Here is a 17066-nt window from a genome sequence, read left to right as displayed (position 1 = left end):
TTCCCTCGATTTCCGGGCCGGTGCACGGCCCTCCTGATCGTCCTCGGCCACGACGTCACCGGGGTGCCGGTGCGCGGGGCGGTCCCGGCTCACTCCCCGGTGTGGAGGTCCCGCTCCTCGATCAGCATCCCCCCGAGGATCCGCTCGATCGCGGCGCGGCCGTAGAGGGTGGAGTCCTCGAGCGCCTCGTCGTCCGAGCTGGGCACGAAGGAGTCGTCCCATTCTACGCCGCTGTCCTGCGGGGCCGCGGCGGAGGCGGGTGCCTTGCGCCCCGCGGCGATGGCCGCGGCGTGGCGCTCCCGGAAGCTCAGCCGTGCGTTCCGGTCGGCGCCGGCCGGTGCCGCCGACGGGGCGTCCTGCCGCGGGGCGGCCGGGGCCGCTGGGGCCGCCGGGTTCGCCGTCGGAGCCGGGGCAGAGGCGCCCGTCGCGGTCCGGGGATCCTCCGGGCGGGCGGCCGGGTGGGCGGTGGGGGGCGTGGCGCTGCCGGTCGACCGGTTGCCGGGTCCGCCCCCGGAACGGGGAGCGGACGCAGGGCTCTGCCGTGCGGGGGCCGCGGGCCGCCACTGCTCCGGGGGCGCCGCGTCCAGGTCGTCGGGGTAAGGGGGATCGTCCGGGTACGGGGGCTCCTCGGGCGGCGGGACGTCGTCGTCCGACGGGGGGACGCCCCGGTCCCGTGCCCCCGGGGCCTCGCCGGGGAAGGCGGGGCCCGGGCGCCCGGTCCGACCGGGGTCGGACGGTGCTCCGGGCTGCGTCCCGGGCTGCGGTGCCGGCCGGTCGGCGGGCTGGGCGCCGGCGGGGTCCTCCGCCGTCCGGGCCGGTCCCGGCGGCCGGGCCTCGGGCTGCGCCGGAGCCCGGGGTGCGGGTGCGGCCGGGGGCCCGGCAGGGGCCGCGGCCGGGGCGCCGCCCTGGGGAATGGCGGCCACGGACCAGCTGTGCACGGGCTCCTGGGCCCAGGCGGGGTCGGTCCACTCCGCCGGCGCGTCCGTGGCGGGTCGGCCGTGGGCGTCCCAGGGGTCCTGGCCGCCGCCGTCCCCGTCCGGGGACGGCGCGCCCGCGGGCGGCTCCGGCGCGGAGTCCGTCGCGGTGCCCGGTGCGCCGTCCGGGGGCGTGCTCGCGGCCCGGGGCGGGGTCGGCTGCTGCTCCCGGCCGCGCGGTGCGCCCGGCCGGTCCTGGGCCGGGGGTCGCCGGTCCTGGCCGCCCCGGGACCGGTCCTCGGGGGCGCGCCGTTCGGGGCGCTCCCCGTCGGTCCCGGGCCCCGGTTCGGCCGGGCGCCCGGGCGGGCGCGTCGACGGCTCCGGGCCGCGCGGGGCTCCGCCGCCGCCACCGCCCCGGCCGTGCCCGCCGCCGCCCGGCGGGACGGCCTCCGCACGGCAGTCGATGCCGAGGATCTGCTGGACCGCCTGCCGCAGGTCGTCCTCGAAGCGCGGGAAGTTCATGAGGTCGCCCTCGGCGTCGAACATGATGCGCAGCACCTTGCCGTCGAAGGACTGCGGGGTGCCGCGCTGGACCGTGAACCACGCGACGCGGCGGATGTCCGCGAGGGCGTTGACGATCTCCGGCCAGGAGGCCCGCAGCAGGTCGATCTCGTTGCCGCTCTGCTCGCCCGCCCGGGGCGTGTCCTGGCGGGGCGCCTGCGCCGCGGCGTCCTGCCGCGGCGCGTCAGGACGCTCCGCTGCGGCGGGCGCCTCCCGTCCGGTGGGCCGCTCCGGTCCGCTGTCCTCCCGGGCGGACGGGCGCTCGGGAGCCGCCGCGGCGTGCCCGGGGTCCTGTCCAAAGCCCTGTCCAGCGCCCTGGGCGGTCCGCTCGCGCGGATCCGTCCCCCGCGGGACCGCCGGGACCGCCTGCTGCGCGTCCCCGCCGGGCGCGGGCGGTGCCGGTCGCTCCGGCGCCGGGGCAGACTGCGAGTCGGGCTGCGAGTGGCTCCGGCCCCCGGGCGGGGCGCCCGGACCCGCCGGCGCGGTCGGCGCGGAGGATGAGGCCGCGGGGGAGGGCGCGGGGGCGTCGGCGGTCTCGTCCGGACCGGCCGCGGCGGCGCCCCGCCCGATGCTCAGGCGCCGTTCCAGCCGGTCGACGCGGGCCGTGACGCCGCGCGTGGTGTCCTCCGAGGACGGCAGGAGGATGCGCGCGCACAGCAGCTCGAGGTGCAGCTGGGGCGAGGTGGCCCCCGTCATCTCGGTGAGGGCCGTGTTCGTGATGTCGGCGGCGCGGGAGAGCTCCGCCGCCCCGAGCTGGGACGCCTGGTTGCGCAGCCGGGCGATCTGGTCCTGGGGCATGCCGTGCAGGATGTTGCCCGCGGACTCCGGGACCGCGTTGACGATGATGAGGTCCCGGAACCGCTCGAGCAGGTCCTCCACGAAGCGGCGCGGGTCCTGCCCCGTCTGCACCACCCGGTCCACCGCGCGGAACACCGTGGCGCCGTCCCCGGACGCGAAGGCGTCGACCACGTCGTCGAGCAGGGCGCCGTGCGTGTAGCCCAGCAGGGCCACGGCGAGGTCGTAGCCGATGCCCTGCTCGTCGGAGCCGGCCATGAGCTGGTCGAGCACGGAGAGGGTGTCGCGGACGGATCCGGCGCCCGCGCGGACCACGAGGGAGAGCACCCCCGGGGCCACCTGCACGTGCTCCTCGGCGCAGAGCTGCTCCAGGTAGTGCATGAGCGGCTCGGTGGGGACCAGCCGGAAGGGGTAGTGGTGGGTGCGGGACCGGATGGTCGTGAGCACCTTGCTCGGCTCGGTGGTCGCGAAGATGAACTTGATGTGCTCCGGCGGCTCCTCGACGATCTTGAGCAGGGCGTTGAAGCCCTCGCGCGTGACCATGTGCGCCTCGTCGATGATGAAGATCTTGTACCGGTCCCGGACGGGCGCGAACGTGGCGCGCTCCCGCAGGTCGCGGGCGTGGTCCACGCCGCCGTGGCTGGCCGCGTCCATCTCGATCACGTCGAGGGAGCCGGCGCCGTCCCGGGCCAGGTCGCGGCAGCTGTCGCAGCGGCCGCACGGGGTGGCGGTGGGGCCCTCCGCGCAGTTGAGGCAGCGGGCCAGGATGCGGGCGGAGGTGGTCTTGCCGCAGCCGCGCGGGCCGGAGAAGAGGTAGGCGTGGCTGACCCTGTCCTTGCGCAGCGCCGTCATCAGCGGCTCGGTCACGTGCTCCTGACCGATGACGTCCTCGAAGGTCTCCGGGCGGTAGCGGCGGTACAGGGCGGTAGTCACAGATGACACCTTAGCGACGGAATCCGACAGGCGGGCCGGGCGGATCGGCGCTGGGGACGCGGGCCGCCGCGGGGACGAGAAGACCCCTCGCGCACCCGCCAGAGCCCATTTACCCTTGCTACCTTCCGGTCCTGGGGGAGTTCAACAGGATGACGCCACGCGAGGGGCTGTCGACGAGTCTAGCGGATGCGGCGGGCCGGGTCGAAACCCGGCCCCGGCGCCGTGGATTCGGCATTGCCCGGCGGTTCGGTTATGCTGGACCCCGCATGTTCCGGCGCCGTCAGGCCGCCGGTCGTGCGTGCCTGGAGGATTCGCCTAGCGGCCTATGGCGCACGCCTGGAACGCGTGTTGGGTTCACGCCCTCGGGGGTTCAAATCCCCCATCCTCCGCACTCGCAGCAAGAGCCCCGCACCGGAGATGTTCATCCCGGTGCGGGGCTCTTTCTGGTTCCTCCACCGGCCCGAGGGTCGCCGGCCCGCGGCTCCGGCCGCCGCGGCGCCCCGGCGGCCGCCCCTCAGTGCGGGCGGCGCGCGCGGGAGCCGCGGGCGACGACGCCGCCGGCCGCCGCGGCGCCCAGTGCCGCGAGCCCACCGACCCACCACGCGGTGGAGGAGTCCCCGGTCGCGTCCTGCGCGGGAACCCGGGTCACGGTACCCACCGAGATGCGCGTGAGCGTCCCGGGCGTCACCTGCTGCTGCCCCGCCAGGACCTGCGCCCGCAGCGCGGCCCCGTCCCGGACCAGCGCTCCGGAGCCGGGACGGTGGGCCACGGCGGGGCCGGGCCCGACGAAGGAGGCGCGCTCCAGGGCGGAGAGCTCCCCCGGGTCCGGGTCCCGGTCCGGGTCCGAGCCGGGGTTCGAGTCCGCACCCGAGGGCGTGCCGGGGGCCGCCTCCGGGCGGGCATCCCCTGCGCGGTCACCTCCTGCGCGGTCACCTCCTGCGCGGTCACCTCCTGCACGGTCGTTCCCCGCGCCGCCGTCCTCTGCGCGGGCGTCTCCGGCACGGCCGTCCTCGGCGCGGACTCCGTCGGGCTCCGGTGCCGCGTGCCCGCCGGGAGCGGGGGAGAGGTGCGCGCCCGGCGCCGTGCCGCCGGGCTCCGGCGCGGGGGCTCCGCCGGGCTCGGGCGTGGTGTCGGGGGCCTCGGCGGGACCGGTTCCCGGCCGGGGGCCGGCCGGCTCGTCGTCGGACGGGGGCGCGGGGGACGGGACTGCGGCGGGGGAGTCCGCGCCCGTCGCGGGGGGTAGCGCGGTCTCGGCGGCGTGGGCCGCTCCCGGCACGGGGGCGAGCAGGAGCAGGGCGGCCAGCGCCAGGGGGCGAAGGGTCATGGGGGCGGTCTCTCCGGGGGGAAGCGGGCGGGACAGGAGCACACCGTAACTTTACGTCGTTCCGTTCCCTGCGTTCACTAATGCAATACCCTGCTGATGTGGCGGAACGGGCTGTTCCGCCACACTCGCAGCTGCCCCCCGGCTGCGCGCCCCCCGTCCTCTCTCCCCCCAAGAGGTCCTCATGAAGCTGCCTTCATTCCCCATGCCCTCGACCGCGCTGCCGGCCGCTCTGCTGGCCGGCGCGATGCTCGCCGGGACGATGGCCGGCGCGGCCGCCCCGGCCCACGCCTCGACGACCAACACGGTCCACACCGCCGCCGGCATCTCCTCCCAGTACCACCTCTACGACGCCGGGGTGGACCGCTCGAAGACCGTGGGCGCGGTCTTCTACTTCGACGGCGACGGACAGTACTACGCCCAGCGCCCCACCACGTCGATGCTCAAGAGCATGGCCGCCCGGGCCGCGGCCCGGAACATGATCCTCGTGGTGCCGGTCGCCCCGGCCAACCGGTCCTGGACCTCCAACAGCGAGGCGGTCGGGGACTGGTTCCGGGCCCTGGCGGCCAAGGTCGTCGCCGAACAGCGGGTCGACGCGACCCGCATCCACCTGGCCGGGTACTCCGGCGGCGCCGAGTTCATCTCCACCGAGGTGCTCTCCGACCGGGCGGGCTGGATCCGCGGCGGCGGGTCGACCCTCATCGGCGGCGGCGGCGTCTACAACGGCCGGCTCGAGAGCACTCCCGACGCCGCGCTCCGGGCCACGGACCCGACCTGGTACGTCGGCTCCCTCGACAGCTACGGCGCCACCCAGCCGTCCACCTGGTCCGCGCTGGAAGCGGCCGGCAAGGGCGCCGCCGCGTACCAGAAGGCCGGGTTCCCGAAGGCGGACCGCGTGGTCATGCCCGGGCTGCACCACACCAACTACGACCTGGCCGACCTGGTCGGCGACGACGTCGACCGCCTCTACGCCGGCGCCGCCCCGAAGCCCGAGACCGTCTCGCCGACGGGCAACGACGTGGTCGGCGGGTACCAGCTCACCGGTGCGATCGGCCGCACGTGGGCGGCGCTGGGCGGCACCGCGTGGGCCACCCCGGTCAGCGCGGAGTACGCCTCCGGGCACGGCTCCGTCTACCAGCGCTTCGCCGGCGCCGACGGACGGGACAAGGCCCTCTACTGGTCCGGGACCACCGGGACCCGGGTGGTCGACTACGGCGGGTCCATCGGCCAGAAGTTCGCGGCAGGCGGCTACGCGGGCAGCTACGGCCCGCCGCGGACGGACGAGCGCCGGGTCGCCGACGGCGGCGCCTACCAGGTCTTCGACGCATCCGGGAAGCGGACCAAGATCCTGTGGTCCGCGCGCACCGGATCGAGGGCGGTCAAGGAGTACGGGGCCATCGGCCAGAAGTGGGCGGCGCTGGGCCACGAGCGAGGACTGGGCTATCCGACCACCGACGAGTACAGCACCCCGGGCGGCGCGGCCCAGAACTACACCGGCGGGCGGATCGAGTGGAACGCCACCACCCGGGCCGTCACCGTGACCCGCGGCTGACCCCGGGCACGCGCCGGCCGGCGGGCCCCGCAGATGCCTCCTGCGGGGCCCGCCCCTAGGATGAACGCATGATCTTCAAGGCCGTGGGCGACTCCCGCCCGTACCCGGACCACGGCCTCGTCACGCCGACCGACTGGTCCGGCATCGCGCCGCGGCAGGTCCGGCTGGACGAACTGGTCACCACGAAGACCACCCTGGACCTGGCGACCCTGCTGGACGCGGACTCCACCTTCTACGGCGACCTCTTCCCGCACGTGGTGCGGTGGGAGGGCGACCTCTACCTGGAGGACGGGCTGCACCGGGCGCTGCGCACCGCGCTGCACCACCGCACCGTGCTGCACGCGCGCGTGCTGGAGCTCGCCCCCGCGCCGGGCGCGCGGGCGGGGAGCGAGCGGGGCGCGGTCAGGACGCCGCGCTGAGGGGGGGCCGCTCGGACGCGAGCGGCACGGGGTGGCCCCCGGCGTCGAACTGCGCCCCCAGGCCCTGCTGGATGAAGCGGACGGTGGAGCGGATGTGCTGCTCCCGCGCCGCCCGGTCCTGGTCGGAGTTCTGGCCGCGGTCCGCCGCGGCGGTCAGGGACCCGTGGACCAGGGCGGCGAGCTCCGAGATGTCGCCCTCCGGCAGGTAGGCCCGGCCGATCGCGTCCCGCAGGATGGCGGCCAGCAGGCCCTGCAGCTCGCCCACGTGCTCGCCCAGCTTCTGGTAGTCCTCCGGGGAGAGGACGGTGCGCATGGTGGGGCCCGGGGGCAGGTGGCGCCGGGTGAGGTCCTCGATCTGGGCGCGGATGTAGACGGCGAGCCGGTCGACCGGGTTGGCGACGCCCTCGAGGTCGCGGCGCAGGTCGGTCATGAACCGCTCGGTCTCGTCCAGGGCGTAGGCCACGAGGAGCTCGCCCATGTCCGCGAAGTAGTTGTAGACCGCGGTGCGGCCCACGCCGGCGTTCTTGGCCACGTGCGTCATGGTCAGACCGGTGAGGCCCTGCTGGTAGAGCAGCTGGCCGAAGGAGTCGAGGATCGCTCGTTTGGTGTTCTCCCGCTGCGCGGCGTTGGTGGCCGCAGAAATACGAGGCATGATGACACCTTATCTGTCCGTGTCACCAAATTATGCACACTTTTCTGGCCCTTGGTGACGGTGTGTCTGACTATGACACCACCGTTTCCCGCGTTCGGGCTCCTTCGCACAGACAGTCTGGGGAAACGTCCAGGAAACCCCCAGCACGGGCGGGGTGGGGCACGGCGGGCCCGGGTGCCGATCCGGCGGCCGGGCCCGCCGCCCGCTCACCGTTCGGCGGCCGAGCCGCCCTGCCAGAGGGAGTCGAACGGGGCGCGCGAGGTGATCCGGCGCCGGATGCCGGCGGAGACGAAGGCCTTCGCGGTGCGGGCCGCCTCGAGGGGTGCGGCCCCCTTCGCCAGCTCCGCGGCGACCGCGGCGGCCAGCGTGCAGCCGGCCCCGGCCACCGGGACCTCGCCGACCTTGGGCTCGGAGAGCACCTCGAGGGTGGTCCCGTCGTAGAAGACGTCGACGGCGTCGGGGCCCGCGAGGCGGACCCCGCCCTTGGCGAGGACCACGGCGCCGGACGTCTCGTGGATCCGCCGGGCGGCCTCCTCGAGGTCCTCGACCGTGCTGATCTCGTCCATGCCGGCCAGGGAGAGGGACTCGAAGTGGTTCGGGGTCACGAACGTGGCCAGCGGCAGGATCTTCGCCTTCAGCGCCTCGTCGGTGTCCAGGGCCGCGCCGGGCTCCTGGCCCTTGCAGATGAGGACCGGGTCCAGGACGAGGTGGCGCGGGGCCAGCGCGGTGAGCACCTCGGCGGTGGTGGCGATGGTCTCGGGGCTGCCCAGCATGCCGATCTTCACGGCGTCGAGCGCGTGGGCGGCCGTGATCGCCTCGAGCTGCTCGCGCAGGACGTCCTGCGGCACGGGGAACAGGCGGTGGCCCCAGTCGGCGGACGGGTCGAAGGACACGATGCAGGTCAGCGCGAGGGATCCGAAGACCCCGAGCTCCTGGAAGGTCTTGAGGTCCGCCTGCGCGCCGGCGCCGCCGGTGGCCTCGGAGCCGGCGATCGTCAGGGCGACGGACGGCTGGTCGGCGGGGCCCGCCGCGGCGGGCGTGGGAACGGTGCTGGTGTCGGTCATGGGAGCCATTCTGCGCCCCCGCGCGGTGCCGGGGCCAACCGCCGGGGCTAGACTGTCGGACGGTCTCCGGCCGGCACGCGGTCCCCGCAGGGACCCGCGGCGGCGGGAAAGGGGCTCCCGGGTGGCAGGCGGGCGCCCCGGGTCCGTCCAGCACACCGCACAGATCGACCCTCGGCGTCCGCCCCGCTCGGGCCGCGCCGTGTCACGACAGATTGGTGACCGACCGTGTCCTCCTCCGCTCCTGCCCCCGCCGGGTTCGCCCGCCGTCCCCGCACGTACTTCGACCTGGTGGTCGCGGCGTACTGCGTGGTCCTGGTGCTCTCCAACGTCGCCGCGACCAAGGGCGTCGCGTTCGGCCCCGTCATCACCGACGGAGGCTTCTTCCTCTTCCCCCTCGCCTACGTCCTGGGCGACGTGGTGGCGGAGGTCTACGGCTTCCGGGCCGCGCGCCGTGCCATCGTCACGTCCTTCGCCGCGGGACTGTTCTCCTCGGTCGTGTTCTGGCTCGTCATCGCCCTGCCCCCGGCGGAGTTCTACGAGGGCCAGGCGGCCTTCGAGTCCGTGCTCGGCCCCGTCCCCCTCATCGTGACCGGCTCCCTGCTGGGCTACCTCGCGGGGCAGCTGCTGAACGCGTTGGTGATGGTCCGGATCAAGGCGCGCACGCGGGAGAAGCACCTGTGGGCCCGGCTCATCGGCTCGACCCTGGTGGGCGAGCTCGTGGACACCGTGATCTTCTGCACCGTGGCGGCCCCGGTCATCGGCATCACCACGACGGCCGACTTCCTCAACTACGTGGTGGTGGGCTACGTGTACAAGGTCCTGGTCGAGGTGCTGGTCATGCCGGTGACCTACGCCGTGATCGGCTGGCTCAAGCGCCGGGAGCCGACCTACGGCGAGACCGCCGTCCCGGGGGCGGCCCTCGCGCCCCAGCGCTGACGGGCCCGGGCGCCCCGCCCGGCCGGGGCGGTGCACGGGCCTACGATGAGCGCATGGATCTCCTCACGGGCACCGGACTCGCGGCCTCGGCGGGACTGAACGCCTACATCCCGCTCGTGGTGCTGGGCCTGCTGGACCGCTGGACCGAGGTCGTCGACCTCGGCCCGGGCTTCGCCTGGCTGTCGAACGGGTGGGTCCTGACGGTCCTGGCCGTGCTGCTGGCCGTGGAGGTGGTGGCGGACAAGGTCCCGGTCGTGGACTCCTTCAACGACCTGCTGCAGACCTTCGTGCGCCCGACCGCCGGGGGCATCGTCTTCGGCTCCTCGGCCACCGCCCAGATCGCCGGGATCGACCTCGGCGGGCAGACGGCGACCGTCACGGACCCGGAGGCGTTCCTCTCCTCGCACGCCTGGATCCCCGTGGCCACCGGGGCGGTGATCGCCCTGGTGGTGCACGTGACCAAGACGGTCTCGCGGCCGGCCGTCAACACCCTGAGCGCCGGGGCCGCGGCGCCCGTGGTCTCGACCGTGGAGGACGTCTCCGCGCTCACGCTGTCCCTCGTGGCCGTCCTCCTGCCGCTGCTCGTCCTCGTGCTGCTGGCCGCCGTCGCCGTCCTGCTGTTCTTCCTCTACCGCGGGCTCCGGCGCCGCCGCCGGCCGGGGACGGACCCCGGCCGGCCGGGCGCCGCCGGCACGGCTCAGAAGCCGAGATAGGCCAGCTGCGCGCCCACCGAGCTCCGGGCGGCGGGCAGCACGTGCTCCGGGACGTCGGCGTAGATCCGCGCCGTGATGGCCTCGAGCGTCGCGGCGCGGCCCAGGGCCCGCAGGGCCTCCCGGACCTCGCCGAGACGCTCCATCCGGTGCTCGAGCAGCTCCTCGCACACCGCCTCCACGTCCTCCCGCACGTCCCCGTGCGCCGGGAGGACCAGGGCGTCGCCCAGCACCGCCAGGCGCTGCAGGGAGCGCAGGTAGTCGCCCAGGCTCCCGTCCGGGTGGTCGAGCATCGTGGTCCCCCGCCCCAGGACCGTGTCGCCCGTGAGCACCGAGCCCGAGGTGCGCCCCGCGGCGGCGGTGGCCGCGCCCGCGACCGGGGTGTCGTCGGGCAGGTGGAAGCTCACGGAGTCGGAGGTGTGCCCGGGGGTGTGCAGCACCCGGATGCGGCACCCGGCGGCCTCGATCGTCTCGTGGTCGAGCAGCGGTCCGGCGTCGCGGCAGAACTGCGGCAGGACGGCGCGCACGGGCGCGCCGGTGAGCGCGTGGAAGTCGTCGACGGCCTCGGTGTGGTCCGCGTGGCGGTGCGTGATCAGCGTCAGGACGGTCCGCCCCGCCGCGGCCAGGGCGGCGAGGTGCCCGCGGTCGGCCGGCCCCGGGTCGACGACGACGACGTCCTGCTGCCCCGGCGCCCCGACCAGCCACGAGTTGGTGCCGTCCAGGGTCATGGGGCCCGGGTTGGGGGCGGTCAGCCGCCGGGTCAGGGCGGTGGTGCGGGTGCCGGCGTCCTGGGTCATGCGGGCAGACTATCCGAGCCCGGCGGGGGACCGGCGCCCCGGCTCACCCCGCGGCCAGCAGGGTCTCGAGCCGGGCGAAGGAGCCGCGCCACGCCGCGGCCGCCCCGGGGTGCACCGCGGGGGGCAGCGGCCCCTGCGTGAGCACCAGCAGGGTGCCCCCCTCCTGGGTGGGGACGAACTCGGTGCGCGTCAGCACGTGGCCGGCGGTGGGCCGGCCGTCCGGTCCGGGCAGCGCCTCGCGGCCCTCGAGCAGGACGTCCCGCTCGACCCGCAGATAGGTGCCGTGCACCGGTGCCACCTGGGCGGGGTCGGTGTCGTGGACCATGCGGAAGCGCTGCCGGCCCCCGGGCCTGACCTCGAGCAGCACCGACTCCCGGGGCACGCTCCAGCCCGGCGGACCGAACCAGGCGGCGAGCCGGTCCGGCTCCGTGAAGGCGGCGAAGACCGCGGCCGGGGGGTGCGCGAGGGCGTGGGAGACGGAGAAGACCTCCGCGGGGTCCAGATCGGTGACGTCCATGCCCCCCATTGTCCCCGGTCGCTCTCGGCCCCCGGGCGCGGCGGTCGGTACAGTGGCGCACGTGAGCACCGAACCCGCGCCGGAGCCGGGGCCCCGCGAGCCCGGCACGCGGCCGGCCTGGGTCACCGCGCTCAAGGGCGGTGCGCTCCTGCTGCTGCTGGCCGTGGCGGTCTGGTACCTCATCGGCCACGAGCTGCCCACCGTGGAGCAGGTCCGGGTCTTCGTCGAGGGCTTCGGCGCGTGGGGGCCCGTCGTCTTCGCCGCGGTCTTCGTCCTCGTGGCGGCCACGCCGGTCCCGGTGACGATCATGGCCGTGTCCGGGGGATTCCTCTTCGGCATGGCCCAGGGCAGCGTGGTCGGGGTCGTGGCCACCACGGCGGGAGCCTGGCTGGGGTACTGGCTCGCGCGGTTCCTCGGCCGCGACGCCCTGTACCGGCTCGCGGGCAACCGGGTCGAGCTGGTGGAGCGCAAGCTCGTCGGCAAGGGCTTCCTCACGGTGCTCGTGCTCCGGCCCGTCCTGCCCAACTGGACCCTCAGCTACGGTGCGGGCCTCGTGCGCATCCCGCAGCGCGACTACCTCGGCGCGACCCTGCTCGGCGGGATGCCGGGCCAGGTGAGCTTCGCCGCCGTGGGGGCCTTCACGTCCCGGCCGTCGTGGCCGGCCCTCGCGGCGGTCGCAGCCTCCTGGGCGGTCGTGGTGGTCGTGGGCGTGCTCGCCTGGCGGCGCTCCCGCGGCGAGTCCGAGCGCGCCCCCGAGGCCGACGGCGTGGGGAGCGCCGACTAGGCTCGGCCGCGCCGCGGGTCCACGGCACGGCGACGCCCGGTCCTCGGAGCGAGGACCGGGCGGACGCCGTTCGGGGTGACCGGCCGGTGCGGCCGTGCGGTCCCCGGGCCTAGACCTGGGGCCGGACCGCGGTGGACCCGTCGGTCGGCTCGTTGCCGAGGAGGTGGAGCTTGCCGCTCCTGCGGTCGGCGAGGTACTCCTTCATGTCCCGCTTGATGACGGGCAGCAGCAGGTAGACGCCCAGCAGGTTCACGAACCCGCAGACGAACAGCGCCGCGTCCGCGAAGCTGATGACCTCGCTGAAGGTCAGGACGCAGCCCGCGATCGTGAAGAACAGGTAGATGCCGCGGAAGATGTTGTCGCTGAGCCGGCTGCGCCCGAACAGGTACTCCCACGCCTTGAGCCCGTAGTAGAACCAGGTGATCAGGGTGGAGAAGGCGAACAGGACCACCGCGACGGCCAGCACGATCGGGAACCAGGGGATGACCGTCGCGAAGGCGTCCGAGGTGAGGATGACGCCGTCCGGGGCGCCCCCACCGGCCTGCACCTGGTCGATGCCGGCCTGCAGGCTCGGCGCGCCGGCGATGATGATGGCCAGGGCCGTCATGGTGCAGATCAGCACGGTGTCGACGAGCGGCTCGAACAGGGCCACGAAACCCTCGCTCACGGGGCGGCGGGTCTTGACGGCGGAGTGGGCGATCGCGGCGGAGCCCAGGCCGGCCTCGTTGGAGAACGCGGCACGCTGGAAGCCCACGATCATGACGCCCAGGACGCCGCCGGCCATGCCCTCGGGGGAGAACGCGCCGTCGATGATCGCGGCGATCGCGCCCGGCACGTGGTCGAGGTTGGCGAGGATGACGATCAGGCAGGCGGTGACGTAGACGGCGCCCATGGCCGGCACGAGCCGGCTGGTGGTGGCGCCGATCGACTTGATGCCGCCGATGATGACCAGGCCCACGAACAGGGCGAGGACGATGCCGAAGATCAGGGCCGCCCCGACGCTGCCGAGGAAGCCGTCGGCGCCGCCGGTGACGTTCTGCACCTGGGCGAAGGTCTGGTTGGCCTGGAACATGTTGCCGCCGGCCGCGCCGAAGAACAGGATCGCCACGGCGAAGACGCCGGTGAGGATCTTGGCGGGGATGCGGCCGAACTTGCTGAAGGCGATGGGCAGGTAGCGGAAGGGCCCGCCGCTGACCGTGCCGTCCTCGTGGACCTCGCGGTACTTCACGCCCAGGGTGCACTCGGCGAACTTGGTCGCCATGCCGAGCAGGCCGGCGCAGATCATCCAGAACGTCGCGCCGGGGCCGCCGAGGGCCATGGCCGCGCCGACGCCGGCGATGTTGCCCAGCCCCACGGTCCCCGACAGGGCGGAGGTCAGGGCCTGGAAGTGCGGCACCTCGCCGGGGTCGTCCTTGGTCGAGAACTTGCCCCGCACCACGTCGGCGGCGACCTTCAGACCGCGGAACTGGATGAACCCGAAGTAGATCGTGAAGATCACGCCGGCCGCGATGAGCCAGGCCACGACGAACGGGAAGCTCACCCCCGCGATGGTGATGGGGTAGAAGACGATGGTCGAGAAGACCTCGGTGATCGGAGCGAACGCACTGTTGATGGCGTTGTCGATCGCTGCGAGCCACCCGACGTCGTCGGTGACGGTAGTCATGGGTAACGCCTGCGTGATCTGCATCTCACCACTACACCCTGTGGACAGCCCGTTGGCAACAGACACGCTTGTCGCCGAAAGAGCCATCTTGCCGTGGCAACAAAGAATTAACACGCAGCGGCCCGGCCTCCGCGCGAGGACGTCTCGTCGCGAGGGGGCCGGGCCGCAGGCGGTGCCGGGGCGGCGTCACCGTTGACGCCGCCGGCGCGGGGTCAACGGCCGGCGCGGGTCCCGCCGGCCAGGAACTGGGGGGCGGTCATGGCGCACACGCGCAGGCCGCGGGCCAGGTCGCTGCCGGCGCTGCGGAGGGCGCCGCCCACCGAGGTGGCGCGGGACGGTGCCGCAGCCCGGCCGATGGCGGTGAAGAGGAGGGCGGGGAGGCCGAAGACGAGGAGGAGAGCCATGGCAGCAGGCAACTTTCTGTGGGTGGTGCGGGGAGGTCCTGGGGTCCGAGGGCGTGCGGCCGGGTGGTCCGGCGAGCAGCGGCGCCTCGGTTGACATCTGAAGTCTAACGGGCCGATAGTGAACCAATCAATGTGAGAACCCTCACCAGAGAGGTGAATCGTTGCGTCTTGACGAGATTGACCAGCAGATCGTTGCGTCCTTGGTCCAGGACAGCCGGGAGAGCTACGCGGCCATCGGCCAGAAGGTGGGTCTGTCGGCCCCCGCGGTGAAGCGGCGGGTCGACGTCCTGCAGCAGACCGGGGCCATCAAGCGCTTCACAGCGGAGCTCGATCCGTCGGTCATGGGGTGGAACATCCAGGCGTTCGTGGAGCTGCACTGCGACGGCGGGCTCTCGCCGTCGATGATGCGCACCATGGCCGCCGAGATCGCCGAGGTGACCGCGGCCTACACGGTGACCGGCGAGGCGGACGGCATCTTCCTCATCCGGGCCGAGAACACCACCCACCTGGAGGACGTCATGGTCCGGATCAGGGAGTGGAAGGGCATCAACCACACGAGGAGCTCGGTCATCCTCTCGCACCTCTGAGCGCGGCCCGCCGGGCTCTGGAATACTGGCCGCACAGCACCCTCGTCACCGCATCGGAGGACCGGTCATGGAGAACGCAGCGGAAGCAGTCGTCGTCGTCGGGGTCGACGGATCCCCCCAGTCCGTGGAGGCGCTGCGCTGGGGCGCGCGTCTCGCGCCCGCGTACGGGGCGACCGTCAAGGTGGTGGGGGCGTGGGAGAACCCGCCCGAGTACGTCGGCTTCGTCCACTTCAAGGACGACCGGTTCGACGAGCTCGCCCGGGAGCGGGTGGAGCGGGCCGTCCAGGAGGCGTTCGGGGCGGACGTGCCGGCCGGGCTCAGCACCGTGGTGGAGTTCGGCCACCCGTCCAAGGTGCTGATGCGCCACTGCGAGGGGGCCGAGCTGCTGGTCGTGGGACGCCGGGGCCACGGCGGCTTCAAAGGGCTGCTGATGGGGTCGACGAGCTCCGCGTGCGTCGCCCACGCCCCGTGCCCGGTGCTCGTCCTCCCCGACGAGACGGTCGATGCCGGGCGGGCGGAGGACTCCGGGCAGGCGCAGGGGGCCGGGCCCGCCGGCTGAGGCGCCGCCCGTCCCGCCCGGGACCGGAGGGACTCGTCCGCCGTGTCCCCACAACATGCTCCCGCGATCGTGCGCGCGGCGCCGCGGCCTCTGTGATACTGATCACGTCAGCGTGATCACGTGAGCGAAGGATTCGGCATGAGCAACGGAACCGCAGCAGCGATCGTCGTCGGGGTCGACGGCTCCCAGCAGTCCGTCGAGGCGCTGCGCTGGGCGGCGCGGATCGCGCCGTCCTTCGGCGCGGGCATCAGGGCGGTCGGGGCGTGGGACTACCCGCCCGAGTACGCCGGGTACGTCCCGCTGGGCAGCGACAACTTCGACGAGGTCACCCAGAAGCAGGTGGACCAGGCGGTGCGGGAGGCCTTCGGCGACGACGTGCCGGCCGGGCTCACCACCTCCGTGGTGTTCGGCCACCCGTCGAAGGTCCTGGTGCACGAGAGCGAGGACGCCACGATGCTCGTCGTCGGGCGCCGGGGCCACGGCGGGTTCCGCGGGCTGCTGCTGGGCTCCGTCAGCGCCGCGTGCGTCGCCCACGCGAAGTGCCCGGTGCTCGTGATCCACGAGCACCCCGAGGCGGAGGGGCCGGCTCAGGAACGTCCCGCGTAGTAGCGGCCCAGGACCTCGTCCCGGTACTCGAAGTACGTCCCGTCGGCCATGGCCTCGCGGGCGCCGTCCACCATGCGCACGACGAACCGCTCGTTGTGGATCGACGTGAGCGTCGCGGACAGGCGCTCCTTGGCCTTGAACAGGTGGTGCAGGTACGCCCGGGTGTAGTGGGCGCACGTGTAGCAGTCGCAGCCGCTGTCGATCGGGGCGAGGTCCGTGCGGAAGCGGGCGTTGCTGACGGTGAAGCGTCCGTCCGGGGCGTACACGGCCCCGGTGCGGGCCACCCGGGTGGGGGAGACGCAGTCGAAGGTGTCCGCGCCGTTCTCGAGAGCCGTGAAGATGTCGTCCGGCTCCGAGATCCCCAGCAGGTGCCGTGGCCGGTCCTCAGGCAGCTCCTCGTTGCACCAGCGCACGATCGTGCCGAGGTTCTCCTTCTCGAGGGCCCCGCCGATGCCGAACCCGTCGAAGTCCATCGCGCCCAGGTCCCGGCACGCCTTCCGGCGCAGGTCCTCGTACTGGGCGCCCTGGATCACGCCGAACAGGGCCTGGTAGGGCCGGTCGGCGCGCTCCTCGGTGAGCCGGGCGTGCTCGGCGACGCACCGCAGCGCCCACCGGCGGGTCCGCTCGAGGGACGTCTCCTGGTAGCCGCGGGAGTTGTGCAGCGTGGTCAGCTCGTCGAACGCGAACATGATGTCCGCGCCCAGCCGGTGCTGCACCTGCATGGAGATCTCCGGGGTGAAGCGGTGGACGTCCCCGTTGATGTGGGACGTGAACGTGACCCCGTCGTCGTCGACCCGCGCCATGCGCTCCTTGCCGGTCGCGACGTCGTCGTCCCCCGCCGCCGAGGCCGCGACCGTGGACATGTCGATGACCTTCCGGAACCCCGAGCCCAGGGACATGACCTGGAAGCCCCCGGAGTCCGTGAAGGTGGGGCCGGACCAGTTCATGAACGCCCCGAGCCCGCCCGCGGCGTCCAGGACGTCCGCGCCGGGCTGGAGGTAGAGGTGGTAGGCGTTGGCGAGCAGGGCCTGCGCGCCGAGCTCCGCCATGGACTCGGGCAGCACCGCCTTGACGGTGGCGGCGGTGCCGACGGGGACGAACGCGGGGGTGCGGATCGTCCCGTGCGGGGTGGTGATGGTCCCGGTGCGGCCCAGGAACGGGCCGCCGTTGGCCTCGAGGCGCCCGCCGGCGATCGTGGCTGTCTCGGCGAGCCGGTGCTCCACCGCGAAGCCGAAGTCGGAACGGGCGGCGGCGGGGAGCAGGGTCTCTTCTGGAGCGGGCACCCGTCCATT

At 74.1% G+C, this 17066-nt stretch carries 17 protein-coding genes, 1 tRNA gene and 1 other RNA gene; 9 read left to right on the top strand and 10 right to left on the bottom strand.

Features of this window, described 5'->3' with window-relative positions; translation table 11 throughout:
* Window positions 1–89 precede the first annotated feature (89 nt).
* Window positions 90–3203: a DNA polymerase III subunit gamma and tau gene (locus ACP7CD_RS08045; protein WP_426119854.1), complete on the bottom strand. Its 3114-nt coding sequence runs from the start codon at window positions 3201–3203 to the stop codon at window positions 90–92.
* A gap of 75 nt (window positions 3204–3278) precedes the next feature.
* Window positions 3279–3375: signal recognition particle sRNA small type (gene ffs, locus ACP7CD_RS08040), an RNA gene on the bottom strand.
* Between the two features lie 132 nt (window positions 3376–3507).
* On the opposite strand from ffs, the gene ACP7CD_RS08035 reads away from it, so the two are divergent.
* Window positions 3508–3592: transfer RNA gene (locus ACP7CD_RS08035), tRNA-Ser, on the top strand.
* Window positions 3593–3717: 125 nt separating this feature from the next.
* Here ACP7CD_RS08035 and ACP7CD_RS08030 read toward each other — a convergent pair.
* Window positions 3718–4527, bottom strand: coding sequence for a hypothetical protein (locus ACP7CD_RS08030; RefSeq protein WP_426119852.1), 810 nt, complete (start codon window positions 4525–4527; stop codon window positions 3718–3720).
* Between the two features lie 181 nt (window positions 4528–4708).
* Between ACP7CD_RS08030 and ACP7CD_RS08025 the strand changes: the two genes are divergently transcribed.
* Both ACP7CD_RS08025 and ACP7CD_RS08020 read left to right on the top strand, forming a co-directional pair.
* Window positions 4709–6076: a hypothetical protein gene (locus ACP7CD_RS08025; protein WP_426119850.1), complete on the top strand. Its 1368-nt coding sequence runs from the start codon at window positions 4709–4711 to the stop codon at window positions 6074–6076.
* A 68-nt stretch (window positions 6077–6144) separates the two neighbouring features.
* Window positions 6145–6495, top strand: a complete 351-nt coding sequence (locus ACP7CD_RS08020; protein WP_133409040.1) for a type II toxin-antitoxin system VapB family antitoxin — start codon at window positions 6145–6147, stop codon at window positions 6493–6495.
* Here the strand turns inward: ACP7CD_RS08020 and ACP7CD_RS08015 are convergent.
* Together ACP7CD_RS08015 and ACP7CD_RS08010 are read right to left on the bottom strand one after the other, a co-directional pair.
* On the bottom strand, window positions 6479–7147 hold the full coding sequence (locus ACP7CD_RS08015) for a TetR/AcrR family transcriptional regulator (protein ID WP_017833887.1): 669 nt from the start codon (window positions 7145–7147) through the stop codon (window positions 6479–6481). The genes ACP7CD_RS08020 and ACP7CD_RS08015 overlap by 17 nt on opposite strands.
* A gap of 206 nt (window positions 7148–7353) precedes the next feature.
* Window positions 7354–8211, bottom strand: a complete 858-nt coding sequence (locus tag ACP7CD_RS08010) for a hydroxymethylpyrimidine/phosphomethylpyrimidine kinase (protein WP_017833888.1) — start codon at window positions 8209–8211, stop codon at window positions 7354–7356.
* Between the two features lie 225 nt (window positions 8212–8436).
* On the opposite strand from ACP7CD_RS08010, the gene ACP7CD_RS08005 reads away from it, so the two are divergent.
* Together ACP7CD_RS08005 and ACP7CD_RS08000 are read left to right on the top strand one after the other, a co-directional pair.
* Window positions 8437–9147 carry a queuosine precursor transporter gene (locus tag ACP7CD_RS08005; protein WP_426119847.1) on the top strand — a complete coding sequence of 237 codons (711 nt, stop codon included), beginning with the start codon at window positions 8437–8439 and terminating at the stop codon, window positions 9145–9147.
* 53 nt (window positions 9148–9200) lie between these two features.
* Window positions 9201–9860, top strand: coding sequence for a DUF4126 domain-containing protein (locus ACP7CD_RS08000; protein ID WP_035927819.1), 660 nt, complete (start codon window positions 9201–9203; stop codon window positions 9858–9860).
* Here ACP7CD_RS08000 and ACP7CD_RS07995 read toward each other — a convergent pair.
* On the bottom strand, window positions 9845–10654 hold the full coding sequence (locus ACP7CD_RS07995; protein ID WP_426119845.1) for an MBL fold metallo-hydrolase: 810 nt from the start codon (window positions 10652–10654) through the stop codon (window positions 9845–9847). The genes ACP7CD_RS08000 and ACP7CD_RS07995 overlap by 16 nt on opposite strands.
* A gap of 43 nt (window positions 10655–10697) precedes the next feature.
* Window positions 10698–11171, bottom strand: coding sequence for an SRPBCC family protein (locus tag ACP7CD_RS07990; protein ID WP_158279191.1), 474 nt, complete (start codon window positions 11169–11171; stop codon window positions 10698–10700).
* A 61-nt stretch (window positions 11172–11232) separates the two neighbouring features.
* On the opposite strand from ACP7CD_RS07990, the gene ACP7CD_RS07985 reads away from it, so the two are divergent.
* Window positions 11233–11955: a TVP38/TMEM64 family protein gene (locus ACP7CD_RS07985; RefSeq protein WP_426119842.1), complete on the top strand. Its 723-nt coding sequence runs from the start codon at window positions 11233–11235 to the stop codon at window positions 11953–11955.
* Window positions 11956–12064: 109 nt separating this feature from the next.
* On the opposite strand, the gene ACP7CD_RS07980 is transcribed toward ACP7CD_RS07985, so the two are convergent.
* Both ACP7CD_RS07980 and ACP7CD_RS07975 read right to left on the bottom strand, forming a co-directional pair.
* On the bottom strand, window positions 12065–13618 hold the full coding sequence (locus ACP7CD_RS07980; protein ID WP_284563288.1) for an alanine/glycine:cation symporter family protein: 1554 nt from the start codon (window positions 13616–13618) through the stop codon (window positions 12065–12067).
* 212 nt (window positions 13619–13830) lie between these two features.
* Window positions 13831–14022 (bottom strand): hypothetical protein, encoded by a 192-nt coding sequence (locus tag ACP7CD_RS07975; RefSeq protein ID WP_017833895.1) that lies wholly within the window; start codon window positions 14020–14022, stop codon window positions 13831–13833.
* A gap of 161 nt (window positions 14023–14183) precedes the next feature.
* On the opposite strand from ACP7CD_RS07975, the gene ACP7CD_RS07970 reads away from it, so the two are divergent.
* The 3 genes from ACP7CD_RS07970 to ACP7CD_RS07960 all read left to right on the top strand — a co-directional run bounded on the left by ACP7CD_RS07970 (window position 14184) and on the right by ACP7CD_RS07960 (window position 15774).
* The gene (locus ACP7CD_RS07970) at window positions 14184–14609 is read left to right on the top strand and encodes an Lrp/AsnC family transcriptional regulator (protein WP_035927806.1); all 426 of its coding nucleotides are present in this window, start codon (window positions 14184–14186) and stop codon (window positions 14607–14609) included.
* Window positions 14610–14676: 67 nt separating this feature from the next.
* Window positions 14677–15168 (top strand): universal stress protein, encoded by a 492-nt coding sequence (locus ACP7CD_RS07965; RefSeq protein ID WP_095651286.1) that lies wholly within the window; start codon window positions 14677–14679, stop codon window positions 15166–15168.
* Window positions 15169–15306: 138 nt separating this feature from the next.
* Entirely contained in the window at window positions 15307–15774 is a 468-nt protein-coding gene (locus tag ACP7CD_RS07960) for a universal stress protein (RefSeq protein WP_035927799.1), read from the top strand.
* On the opposite strand, the gene tgt is transcribed toward ACP7CD_RS07960, so the two are convergent.
* Window positions 15756–17057 carry a tRNA guanosine(34) transglycosylase Tgt gene (tgt, locus tag ACP7CD_RS07955; protein ID WP_172604389.1) on the bottom strand — a complete coding sequence of 434 codons (1302 nt, stop codon included), beginning with the start codon at window positions 17055–17057 and terminating at the stop codon, window positions 15756–15758. The two genes, ACP7CD_RS07960 and tgt, sit on opposite strands and share 19 nt — an antisense overlap.
* Between the last annotated feature and the right edge of the window lie 9 nt (window positions 17058–17066).

It is taken from the genome of Kocuria sp. LHG3120, from assembly GCF_049897445.1.
Lineage (GTDB): Bacteria > Actinomycetota > Actinomycetes > Actinomycetales > Micrococcaceae > Kocuria > Kocuria rosea.
The sequence above is the reverse complement of the archived record's forward strand: the minus strand, read 5'-3'. Positions and strand labels throughout refer to the sequence as shown.